General features: G+C 42.2%; 9 protein-coding genes and 1 pseudogene. 5 read left to right on the forward strand and 5 right to left on the reverse strand.

Annotated features, from left to right (window positions below; translation table 11 throughout):
• Positions 1 to 587 precede the first annotated feature (587 nt).
• Entirely contained in the window at positions 588 to 884 is a 297-nt protein-coding gene (locus ACRWSG_RS20995; RefSeq protein ID WP_462167450.1) for an alpha/beta fold hydrolase, read from the forward strand.
• Here ACRWSG_RS20995 and ACRWSG_RS21000 read toward each other — a convergent pair.
• Positions 881 to 1,828, reverse strand: coding sequence for an IS30 family transposase (locus ACRWSG_RS21000; RefSeq protein ID WP_074989424.1), 948 nt, complete (start codon positions 1,826 to 1,828; stop codon positions 881 to 883). The genes ACRWSG_RS20995 and ACRWSG_RS21000 overlap by 4 nt on opposite strands.
• Before the next feature lie 202 nt (positions 1,829 to 2,030).
• Here ACRWSG_RS21000 and ACRWSG_RS21005 point away from each other — a divergent pair, with 202 nt between their 5' ends.
• On the forward strand, positions 2,031 to 2,471 hold the full coding sequence (locus ACRWSG_RS21005; RefSeq protein WP_462167451.1) for an alpha/beta fold hydrolase: 441 nt from the start codon (positions 2,031 to 2,033) through the stop codon (positions 2,469 to 2,471).
• Here the strand turns inward: ACRWSG_RS21005 and ACRWSG_RS21010 are convergent.
• The 3 genes and pseudogenes from ACRWSG_RS21010 to ACRWSG_RS21020 form a co-directional block, all read right to left on the reverse strand.
• On the reverse strand, positions 2,455 to 2,652 hold the full coding sequence (locus tag ACRWSG_RS21010; protein WP_199528973.1) for a hypothetical protein: 198 nt from the start codon (positions 2,650 to 2,652) through the stop codon (positions 2,455 to 2,457). The two genes, ACRWSG_RS21005 and ACRWSG_RS21010, sit on opposite strands and share 17 nt — an antisense overlap.
• Before the next feature lie 389 nt (positions 2,653 to 3,041).
• Positions 3,042 to 5,450, reverse strand: a complete 2,409-nt coding sequence (locus tag ACRWSG_RS21015) for a TonB-dependent receptor (protein WP_462167553.1) — start codon at positions 5,448 to 5,450, stop codon at positions 3,042 to 3,044.
• A gap of 197 nt (positions 5,451 to 5,647) precedes the next feature.
• Positions 5,648 to 6,915 (reverse strand): annotated as a pseudogene (locus ACRWSG_RS21020) (Xaa-Pro dipeptidase).
• A 147-nt stretch (positions 6,916 to 7,062) separates the two neighbouring features.
• Between ACRWSG_RS21020 and ACRWSG_RS21025 the strand changes: the two are divergent.
• The 3 genes from ACRWSG_RS21025 (at position 7,063) to ACRWSG_RS21035 (ending at position 10,251) form a co-directional block, all read left to right on the forward strand.
• Entirely contained in the window at positions 7,063 to 8,886 is a 1,824-nt protein-coding gene (locus ACRWSG_RS21025) for a DUF885 domain-containing protein (protein WP_462167452.1), read from the forward strand.
• 343 nt (positions 8,887 to 9,229) lie between these two features.
• Positions 9,230 to 9,727 (forward strand): YcgN family cysteine cluster protein, encoded by a 498-nt coding sequence (locus ACRWSG_RS21030; protein ID WP_054552059.1) that lies wholly within the window; start codon positions 9,230 to 9,232, stop codon positions 9,725 to 9,727.
• Positions 9,727 to 10,251, forward strand: a complete 525-nt coding sequence (locus ACRWSG_RS21035; RefSeq protein ID WP_462167453.1) for an RNA methyltransferase — start codon at positions 9,727 to 9,729, stop codon at positions 10,249 to 10,251. The genes ACRWSG_RS21030 and ACRWSG_RS21035 overlap by 1 nt, the downstream gene beginning before the upstream one ends.
• A gap of 26 nt (positions 10,252 to 10,277) precedes the next feature.
• Here the strand turns inward: ACRWSG_RS21035 and ACRWSG_RS21040 are convergent, their stop codons facing one another.
• Positions 10,278 to 12,014, reverse strand: a complete 1,737-nt coding sequence (locus tag ACRWSG_RS21040; RefSeq protein WP_462167454.1) for a hypothetical protein — start codon at positions 12,012 to 12,014, stop codon at positions 10,278 to 10,280.
• Positions 12,015 to 12,169 lie beyond the last annotated feature (155 nt).

A 12,169-nucleotide genomic window follows, 5' to 3' on the forward strand; every position in this document is an offset into this window, starting at 1 on the left:
TTTGTTAAACAAACAATTAAAGAAAAACGCCTTGAAGATATCAACGATATTTTTGACGGCATGCTAAAAGGCGATATCACAGCTCATATTGTGATGACGCTTTAAGCTGAGCAGTTAACCCGTTTAACTTTTTTGGCAGACATTTACTTTATGTGTAAAAAATATAATCGCATATCTAGGTAAAGTTGGTGTAATGAAAACAGACTATAGCTGAACGGCTTGGCTAGTAGTACTCAATCCAACAATTGATTATGCAGCCCAAACTCGTGCCATATAAATGCTACAATAGTTATTTTTTCGATCGAAATCGATTGGTATTAACTTCGTCCGAGAGTCGGTAGAACAAGACTATGGAACGGTAGCTATGTTTTTAGAGCTACATGGAATCTTCTTCAATTAAATCTAGATCACCCAATGGAGAAAAGGTAGCATAACAAACAGTTCAAAAAGGGTTAGTACGCGTAGCATTTTGATATGCGCCGATTTCAGTATTGAAACTATGCAGCGACTTGGAAATAGCGTTTTTGCCCCTCAAATAGGTGTGAGTTTTTTAAGTTAAACTAATACATACACAACTGGTTAATAAAATGAAAAATAGAAACGGTTATATTGACGTCAATGGATCGAAGATTTATTTCGAAGTTTCGGGCAATCTTAATGGGGAACCATTATTAATGCTGCATGGTGGTCTTGGTTCATTAAATGAGCTAAGTAGTATTCACCAATATGTAGCTACTGAATATCAGTTGATAAGTGTCGACTTTCGTGGGCATGGCAAGTCCTTTTTAGGTAATAGTCCACTTAGTTACATGCAATACCAAGAAGATATTCAATATGTACTTAGCCGCGAATTCAAGTCCGAAGTGCACCACTCGCTAAATTAGGCTGCTTTGCGTAATTCATCGAATATTACCGCTGGTTGCCTAAACCCTAGACATTTTCTCGGTCTCGCATTGAGCGCCTTTTCTATGTGCGCAATTTGCTTATCTGTCACCGTTCGTAAATCAGTGCCTTTGCGAATATATTGACGCAACAAGCCATTAAAGTTCTCATTTAACCCTCTTTCCCATGATGAGTAGGGGTTAGCAAAGTAGATGTCGGTTTTTAGCTTGTCTGAAACATGCTCATGTTCACAAAACTCACTCCCGTTGTCTGCGGTTATCGTATGAACATGGCGTCGATAGCGCCACAGCATACCTATCATTGCTCTGCTCACTTGCGCTGCACTTTTTGCTGGCACTTTGCGTATCAGGTAAAACTTACTTGTACGCTCGACTAAACTAACGATTGCTCCCGTACCATGCTTGCCAAGTACTGTATCCGCTTCCCAATCACCAAATCGTGTCTTAGTGTCAACAATCGCAGGTCTATGTTCAATGCCAACACGATTTGGGATGATGACACGTTTGCTTCGGCTGCCTTTACGATAACGTCTGTGCCCTTGTCGCAGATGTTTGTATAGCTTGCCACCACTCAATTTATCTTTTTGAATATAGCCATAAATCCATTCATGACTCACAGGATGCCCGATAATTTTGCTTACACCCGCAACCTGCTCAGGGCTCCATTTTTGCTCCAATCCAAACTCAACGAACGCAATTGTAAGTGCTGGCATGGAATACTTGGCAGCTAGATGTTTTCGTTTACATGCCTTTGAATGTGCAACCTCAGGCAAGTAATGACTTCGAGTACTATTGCGCCTAACTTCACGACTTATAGTGCTGTGGCTCACTTTTAGCCTTTTCCCTATCTCTCGATAGCTAAAACCCTCGCGTAAGTAGGCCTCAATCTGGTATCTTTGCCCTTCGATCAACTGCTTGTAACTCATGGTATCTACTCTTGTTTTTTGGCGATTACAGAGTACCACCAACAGGCAGTTGATCTCTTCTCACCGTTTAACCATGAGTGGTGCACTTATTATCTGAATTCGGGGCTATCTGAATATTGACAAATATTCAATTTTTGGCTTTAGTGATGGCGGCATTGTCGGTTATCGGCTAGCTGCACAAGAGTCAGAAAGAGTGTCTTGTTTGGTTACACTCGGTTCACAGTGGCGGCTAGAGGCAAATGATCCATCAAAAGAATTGTTAAGTGGCTTAACGCCTGATTTTTGGGCTGCAAGATTTGCTGATGATGTTGCTTTTTACAAATCTTCAAACCCTGAGCCGAATTTTCCTAAATTAGTAGACGCGGTAAAAGCAGTTTGGCTTGATACAACAGAGTCGGGCTATCCGTATGACATGGTCGAAAAAATCTGCTGTCCAACATTGATCATGAGGGGAGATAACGATTTCCTATTTTCGTTAGATGAAGCTGTAGCCTTGAAGTTAAAAATTGCAGGTAGTAGCCTTGCTAATATTCCATTGACGGCTCATTCATCCCATCAAGAATCACCAAAATTAGTCGGTGAAATGCTAAAACAGTTTCTGTCGCATACAAAAATTAACAAACAATTTAAGAGTGATTCGTAACTTCAACTCTACGTTTGAAAAATAATTTATAAGAAACTAAAAACCAGTCAAAAGTTACCGAGGCTAGCTCCCAACCATGCTTACCAAAATTTACACAAACTTCTTCAAGCTCTTTCTCTTTAGTTGAGCGAAGCTTAAATATTCCATTGATATTTATTATTTGGTATTCGAATGAGTTCATTTAATTGCTTCCTTGTCACCCAAGCCTTTATGATGCTCGGTTAAATTTGTAAGTTACAATCAGGTCAACTATGTCGCTTTTGCAATTGATGGCGTTGTCACATAGCTACTGAACAAAACTAAAGCCAACAACTATCTATTGATAACAAATTTTTGCAGAGCCTACCAGTGTAAATTATATAGAGGTTGCTTTCTTGACAGTGATGGAAAATCAGACTGTTATGGATGTTTAGCATAAATTTAATGATAAGAATGACTGTTTCTTGCCGTCTGTGATCTAAACACATTTATCTTAATTCTAATATTTGACGGGCTCCTAGCTATAATTAATTCTGTGAAAACAAATAAGCGCGACCCAACTAAGCCGCGCTTTTTGCTATCGATTCACAATTAAAGTGTGTAGCTAAAAGTTAATTTAGCATTACGCTCTTCACCTGGCATACCGCCTAAGAACATTGCTTTTGAGTAATAGGTTTTGTTAAACAAGTTATTTAGGTTTAACTGTAGTTTCCAATCATCTGTTTTGTATTGAATGGCGGCGTCGTAAACCGTGTAGCTAGGTACGTAGCCATCAGGAATACCAAACGAGGTTGAGTTTGTGCTGCGGTCATCAACATATTGTACGCCTGCGCTAATTGTCAGTGGCTCGGCTAAATCAAACCATTTAGCGTCATAGCTTAACCAGCTGCTTGCTGTTACATAAGGCACACCTTTTTGGCGAGTATCGAAAGATGATGAGTTAGGGTTTTTCTTATCGCGAGCGTCTTGATACACCGCGTTTACGTTAAGTTTCCACTGCTCGTTTAAATCGGCATTTAAATCAAGCTCAACACCTTTGGTTTGCTCTTCACCATCGTAAAAGCTTTTTGGTACTGAGGCATCAGATACACCGGCTTCGTACTCTGGGTTGGCATACTCAAGGTTGGTACGGGCACTATCAAATACCACAAGTGATGCCAGTAGTTGATCGTCAAAGGCTTTTACACGCATACCAATGTCGTTACTGACTGACTCGGCGTCATCGCGGTCTGCTTCGTTACCCGATACACTACCAAGTACGCTGTAGGCAGTACGACGTTTAGAGTGGTTTACAAAGAACGAGATATCATCGCTAAGTTTGTAGGTTGCACCTAGGTTGTAGGTCATACCGCTGTCTGATGTATCTGCTTCTGGCGTTGGCTCGGCGGCACTAGCACGGTAGCGCGCATCAACACCAAAGTGTTCGTAGCTTTGTTTAATACGGTTAAACGCAACACCTACACGGGTTGTGAAAGTGTCGTGAATATAGGCAACATGTTGAATACCCACACCCCAAGCTTGAACCTTTTTGTTGTAATCGCTGGTTTTTAGCGGATCGTAGTCGTAAAAGCTGCCTTCGCCCCAGTTCGGGTTACGAATATCAAAAATGTAAGGTAATTGACCTTGGTAAATAACCTCTCCATCTTTGTTTTTAATAACCTTGTCGGCATCGTAAATTGAGTATTGTTTAAAACGAATATCGCGGTCTTCGTAGTTGGCGTTTACAAGTAGTTCGTTATCGATTCCGGCAAAGCTAAAGTCATAACGCAAGTCTGCAAAGTATTGCCATGATTTTTCGTCAGCTTCTACTTGGCGGTACTCTTGGCGACGCGCTGCAAATGGGTAAAGTACGTCATCAACCACTAAAGGAGCGCGCGGGTCGGCATTGATCACGCCATTACGGTTCCAATAAACATAGTTATAAGCACCCGTTTGGCGGGCAAAGCTCGATTCGTAATTACGATATTGTAATTGCTGATTTAAAAATAAATTATCAGTAATGAAGTAGTTATGAGTTAACTTAAAGCGCAGCTCTTCGCCTTCGTTATCATTTGCCATCGGCGAGATAATACCGTTATGACCAAAAGTGTAAGGAGTTAAGCCATCATTTGCTGCCAGTGAGTCTGCTAATTGTTGGCGTTGCTGATCGGTTAGTTGCAGGCCTTGTGCCGTTGCGTCGTTAATTAAATCGGCAGCGGTTACTTCACCTGCGGTTTTGCCATTCACTGAGTCGCTGTTAAAAATACGAATAGGGTGGCCAATTGAGTCAACGGCAATGGCATCTTTAATATAAGCGGCAGAAATCATGATGTCTTGTTTGTCGCTTAATACGTATTTTAACGCGCCATAAATTTCATCACGGTCGTCTTTTAAGTCGCGGTAGCCATCGCTGCGAGCGGTTTTTGCGTTAACGCGATAAGCAAGGTTGTCGGTTAATGCTGCTGTGCTATCAAAGCCTAATGAGTAGCTATCCCATTGACCAAGCTCTGCATTTACCGTGTGTTTTTCAGTAAATTGTGGTTTCTTTTCGATTAGGTTGATAACACCACCTGCGCTACCCATACCATATAAACCTGTTGCAGGGACTTTAAGTACTTCTACAGATTCAACATTGGTCATTGAGCGTGTAGGGTTAAAGGTGTTACCTAGGCCTGCACCGCCATACATGCCATCGTAAGTATAGTTAGCGCCTAAACCGCGGATCACTAAGTTATCGCCAATACCATAGTTGTTACCGGCTTGGGTTACACCACTGATGTTACGCACTAAGTCTTGTAAGTTAGTTGCGCCTTGCGAGTTGATAAGCTCTTGATCAACAACTACAACAGGTGCAGGTGTTTCCATTAGGGTCATATTTGACTTTGTGGCAAGGCCAGATTCAAGTACCACACGGTTTTGTTTGTCGTAAACGGTAATACGTTCAACTGAGTCTAAATCGTTGGCGTTTGCATTGAATGCGCTTAAGCAGGCTAGGGCTAAAATTGAATATTTATATGTCATGATTATAGGTAATTGTCGAAATTTTTCGGCAATGATAATGCGAGACATTTTCATTTCAAGTTTTATTTAACCATTATGAGTATTTTTTTAACCTAGATACATTTTTTTAACGGGTGTGTTTTTTGTTGGTAAATTTGTTTTCAAAATGGTTACATGAGGTGTGGTTGGCTTTGCAAGTGCAAAGCCAACATTGTCGCTTATTTTAAAACTTTACCGTCTTTCATTACAAATTGTACATCTTCAAGTACTGCAATGTTTTCAAGCGGGTTGCCTTTAACGGCAATAATATCGGCTAAGAAACCGCTTTTGATTTGCCCAAGTTGATTATCAGCTTTAAGTAGTTTGGCACTATTGATGGTGGCAGACTGCAATGCTTGCAGCGGTGTCATACCAAATTCAACCATACGCGAAAACTGCTTTGCGTTATCGCCATGAGGGTAAATCGCTGCATCGGTACCAAATACCATGTTTACACCTGCTTTTACTGCACGGCTAAAGCTATCGCGTTGCTTTTTAGATACTTGGCGTTCTTTATTGAGGTTTTCTTCTGCAACCCCGTTTTGTTCGCCAAAGGCAAGGGTGTACTCAGTGTTGTAAATATCCATTGAGAACCAAGTGCCGTGTTTTTTCGCAAGTTTAATGGCTTCGTCATCAACAAAGCTAACGTGCTCAACACTGTCTACACCGGCAACAATGGCCGCTTTAATACCACTGGTACCGTGCGCATGGGCTGCAACGGTTAGGCCACGTAAATGAGCTTCGTCAACAATGGCGCTCATTTCATCTTGGCTATATTGTTGAATACCGACTTTTGTGCCTTTTGAAAATACCCCGCCTGTAGCGCAAAACTTAATAGCATTAGCACCGTACTTAATGTTTTCCCGTACTTTAGCGCGCACTGCCCATGGGCCATCAGCAACACCTTCGGCGGTGTATTTCATTTCTGGTGGTAAACGGTTGTTATCACAGTGACCGCCAGTAACACCTAAAGACGGACAGCCGCCCAAATACGCGGGCCAATAATATCGCCTGCATTAATGCCATCGCGTACTGCAATCACGCTGTAGCCTTCTGCGCCTAAGTTACGCAGCGTTGTAAAACCTGCATACAGTGTTTTTTCGGCAAAGTGTGCCGCTTTAATTGCTTTACGCGGAATCGATTGACCAATTCGCTCACTGCGCGGCACGGTAGGATCGCTCGTTAAATGCACATGCATATCCATTAAACCCGGCAGCAAAGTCAGTTCTGGTAATTGAATGTGCTTATCGCCGTCTTTTAAGTTTGGCTGTTTATTGCTTTGTACAGCTGTAATTTGACCATTATCTATACTGATAAGTGGTGATTTAATCAATTTACCTGAATTTACATCTACCATGGCTTTTGCCGATAAGTAGGTAGTTGCGTAGGTATTTAAAGAGGTTAGGCAAGCTAGGCCTAGGCTAATAGCAAGAGCTGTATTTTTCATTTTTATTCAAAATTGGTAAGTCGAGCCGCCACTCTAGCAATCAGCTTACAAAGTGTAAATAAACTGCGATAAGTTGCAGCGATACTTGCTAAATAGGGAACTAAACCCTCATAATTTACGCGTACTTAATATAAGGGCAGGGAAAGAATGAAAAACGTAAAACTAGCACTACTTAGTTCGGCAGTGATGTTTGCATTACTTGGTTGTAATGAATCAACGCCAAGCAACGAAAAAACAACGCAGGCAGTAAGCAAACAAGCACCAAGCGCAACGTCAGCCACAGAGCAACTTGATACATTACTAGCAGATTACTTTGAAGCAGGCTTAAAGTTTAGCCCTGTTAGCGGCACTTACATTGGCCGTAGCGAATTTAACGATCAATTTATTGCACCGATTAGTAAAGCCAACCGCGACGAGCGGCTTAATTTTGTTAAAGAATACCAAAATAAATTAGCAAATATCGACAAAGCGCAATTAAAGGGTCAGTCATTATTGAGCTACGAAATTCTAGCCCGCGATTTAGACCTTGCGATTGAAGGCGCTCAGTTTCCAAGTTACTTAATGCCAATTAACCAAATGGGCGGGGCGCACAATACCTTTGCTGCGTTAGGCTCTGGGCAAAGTGCACAGCCTTTTAACACGGTTGAAGATTATCAAGCATTTGAAAAACGTGCTGACGGTTTTATCGCGTGGTTAGACAGTGTTGAGCAATCAATGCGCCAAGGCATGAAAGACAAAGTGGTTCTTCCTAAACCGCTTGCTGAAAAACTATTACCGCAATTTCAAACTCATATTGTAGAAAAACCAGAAGAGTCATTATTCTGGGGGCCAATTGCTCAGTTACCTGAATCTTTCAGCGACGAGCAAAAAGCACAGCTAACAAGCGCGTACACGGCGATGATCAGCGAGCGTTTAGTTCCTGCGTATCAAAAAATGGCTGACTTTTTAGCGAATGAATACATTCCAAATGCCCGTGAAAGCATTGGTTACAGCGACCTACCAAATGGTAAAGCATGGTATGAGTATCAAATTAAACAGCATACAACGCTGAGCCTAAACGCCGATGAAATTCATGACATTGGCTTAAGCGAAGTGTCGCGTATTTTATCTGAGATGAAAAAAGTCAAAGAGACTGTCGGTTTCGAAGGCGATTTAAAAGCGTTTTTTGAACACCTAAGAACCTCAGATGAGTTTTACTACGATACGCCAGAAGAATTAATTGCCGCGTACGAAGCAGTAAAAGAAAAGATTGATGCTAAGCTGCCGCAAATGTTCGATATTGCGCCAAAAGCGCCATACGTTGTAAAAGCAGTTGAAGATTTCCGCGCTGAATCTGCTGCGGGTGCATCTTACCAGTCGCCTGCGCCAGATGGTTCGCGCCCAGGTATTTTCTATATCAATACCTTTAACCTAAAAGCACAGCCTAAGTTTTTACTTGAAACCTTGTCTATTCACGAAGCAGCGCCGGGTCACCACTTTCAAATTGCCTTGCAACAAGAAATTGAAGGATTACCACTGTTTCGTAAATTTGGTGGCTACACGGTATTTGCAGAAGGTTGGGCATTGTATGCAGAAAGCTTAGGTAAAGAGCTTGGCTTATTCACCGACCCTTACATGTGGTACGGCCGTTTATCAGATGAACAATTACGTGCAATGCGCTTAGTACTTGATACTGGTTTCCACGCAAAAGGTTGGACACGTCAACAAGGTATTGATTATATGTTGGCGAACTCATCAATGGCCGAAAGTGACATTATCGCCGAAGTTGAGCGTTACATTGCATGGCCGGGCCAAGCGTTGTCGTACAAGTTAGGTCAGTTCAAAATTCAAGAACTACGTGACTACGCGAGCAAAGAGTTAGGCGATAAGTTCGATATTAAAGCTTTCCATACGCAAGTTCTGATTGATGGCGCATTACCTATGCCAATTCTTGAAGAGAAAATTAAGCGTTGGGTTAACGAGCAAAAATAGTATACCCAAACAACCTCAAGGTGCGAGTTTCAGTCGGAATTAAAAGCGATTTAGGCAATGCATTGATTGCAAGTAATAGTGGTTCTATTGTTAAAATCAATAACGCAGTATAAATCGCTTTTAAACCAACCCTTTGGGCGCTTCACAGGCACTTACTCTCATCGTTGTTACTTCTTAAAAGGGAATGCCATTCTTGCAAAGTAACGCCTTGATATTAAGCCACCTGTGAAACGCTGAATTCTGCATCTTGAGATGGCTTGGGTATCGCTCAAACACGCTAAACTTTGCGCGCATGCTGGCTTTACGCTAGAATGCGCGCTGTTTAGGGGCTTTGAGTAATACCATGTTAGAAGATCAGTTTTGGCTTAAGCGCTCGCTTGAGCAAATGTCACAACCCGAATGGGAAGCTATTTGTGACGGCTGTGGTAAATGTTGTTTAAACACATTTATCGACAGTGAAGACGAAGATGAATTTACCGCAACGGATCAACTTCGCGAGGGTGAAGAACTCATTTTCACTAATATCGTTTGCCAATACCTAGACAACGACACCTGTGGGTGTAGCGAATATGCGAACCGCCAAACTTTGGTGCCTTCATGTGTAAAGCTCACTAAAGAAAACCTAAAAGATATCTTTTTTATGCCGCAAAGCTGTAGCTACCGTCGCCTTTACGAAGGCCGTGGCCTTGCGTCTTGGCACCCGTTACTGAACGGTGGCAGCAAAGACATGATGCATGAGCTGGGTATTTCTGTGCGTGACAAAACAGTGAAAGACTGCGACGTAGACCTTGATGACTTTGACCTTTACGTGGCCGAATGGCCAACCAGAGACATTGATTAATGAGCGCCCTTAAAGCAAGCATTGGCCTGTTAAACCCAAAAAGCCCAACCAATGTGGGTGGCGTACTACGTGCTGCGGGTTGTTACAACGCCAAGCAGGTGTTTTTTACTGGTAGCCGCTATTTACGCGCTAATAAGTACCATACCGATACTAAAAATGTGCTTGAGCATATTCCGCTCACGCAAGTTGAAACCCTAGAGCAAGCAAAGCCTGAAGGTGCCACAACGGTGGTGATTGAGCTTGTTGAAGGTGCAACGCCGCTGCCTGAATTTAAGCACCCTGAAAACGCATTTTATGTGTTTGGCCCTGAAGATGGCTCGGTGAGTAAAGACGTGCTGAAATGGTGTGATGAAGTGGTTTATGTACCAACCATAGGTTGTATGAACCTAGCTGCAACCTGCAATGTTGTGCTGTACGACCGACTTGCCAAACTCGGTGGTATTGAGAGTTCTAACGACACCATCTGTAATAGTCGAGACACCAACAACTCACTTAAATGGCAACAAAAAAAGAGCGCTAAATAGCGCTCTTTTTAGATTCAAACTCAAAATTACTTTTTAGTAATTTGTACGTTACTCTCAAGGCCGATGCCGTTATCGGTAATGTCTGTGGCAAAATAAACACCGACAGGTTGGTCGCGAAGGGAGTCAAGCTCAGCCATTTCTTCATCACTTAATTGACCCGTTGATGCAATTGTATCAAGTAAAGGTAATAAGATTTTTTGTACGTCGAATGCCATGTTCACAAAGCCATTTTTAGTGACACTTTGCGACTCTAAGGTTTCGGCGATTTGTGCTGACTTATCACCCGTGAAAATCACAATATGATTGCCTTTAAGTGCCATTTTTATATCAAAGTTAAGTGGCACAGGCGATGGAATGTATTCATTGATCAGTACTGCATCACCATTGGCTGGTAGTTTTATGTTAGCAAGGGGCGGTACAAAACCTTGCGCAATTGAATACAAGCCATGGGCATCAGTCGCCGATAGGGTAACGATGGCATCAAGCTTGTCTATTTGTGGGCCGTTGTAGTCATCGATAGTAAGTGCAGCGTCTTGAACGCTGACACTCATACCTTGTACGCCATTAGCAAAGCCCGACATCATAGCAAGGCCAGCAGTGCTCACTTCTTGCATTTCATTTTGTAGTGCGACAATTGGGCCACAGTTAAACTCAGCTGACTTAATTGCACCGGTTAGTGTATTGGCCAGTGGCAGTACTTTTGCAACATCAATACCATAGGCAACACTCATCATTTGCCCGTCAAGCCCGGTGGTATGTTTTGGTACAAAACCACGCACAGCTTGTAGGGTATTTAGTAAGTCTTGATCTGTGCTTTGCAATACTGCTTTTACGTCAAAATCGGCGTAGTCGGCGGTAATACGTGTTCTTGTTGTGCCTGATACTGTTGCAGGCCATTTAGCGGCTATGGCTGCTATATCATCTTGACACTCAGGTGTTGAAATCATTGCTAACGCATTTGCTTGCTGGGCTCTATCAAGTAGTTCTTTGAGCATCTGGTGTAAGCGAGAGTCTTCTTTGCCTGTCACAGCATTGGCTATACGTTGATGATCAACAAAGCCAACCGAATTGCCATCAAGTGAGAAAGTTTTAATAAGCTCAGGTAGTTTTTTAGTTTCAGCCAGTGATTGAGCCGGTTTTTCTACGCCAAGGGCTATACGTAAGTCTTGGTCATTAGAAAGCGCAGTGGTCAGCGTTAAGGTAGCCCAATTATTGTGAGTTGATGCAATTAGGTTGAAGTTATCTAAGCCTTCAAGCTCAATCGCAAAGCGCGTGTAACTTACGCCTTCAAGGCTTTCCGTAGTATAAGCAATACCGGCTTCATCAGCAGATTGTTTAATGCTATTGATAATGCTGCTTTGATCAGCGACCTGAAAACGCACAATCGGCATTAAACCTTGCGCATACATCATGCCTTTGTAGTCATCACCAAAGCCCCATATCGATTTGAAGGCATCGTAAGAGCTCAATGATTGCTGGTATTTTTCCATCAGTGATGCAAGGAATAGGGCATTCTTATCATCAACTGTTTTAAGCTCAGCAATAATGGGCGTTAAATCGCTCGTGCCTTTCATTGCATCTGGCATAAGCGCAAAGTATTTGCTGTACGGAAACGGTTTAAGTTGACCATAAAAAACTGCCGTATCGGCAGGTACGTAGGCAAGCTCAGGTAAATCTACATCAACACTGGCTTTATTTTGTGAGTACAACAACGCACCTGCAACAATCGCAATTGCGCCCCCAGCAAGAAGCTTATTATTCATAGCATGAATTCCTTTTTCTAAAATTAGGAGAAAACATACCATGAAAGCCGTTTTCTGACCAATGTTGCTGTATTAAACGGATTGAATTTTTGTAACAAGTTATTCACCGCAAAGCACAGTTTTAACTTTTAACCTATGTCATATTTTAATAATAC

Source organism: Pseudoalteromonas sp. GB43, assembly GCF_054923805.1.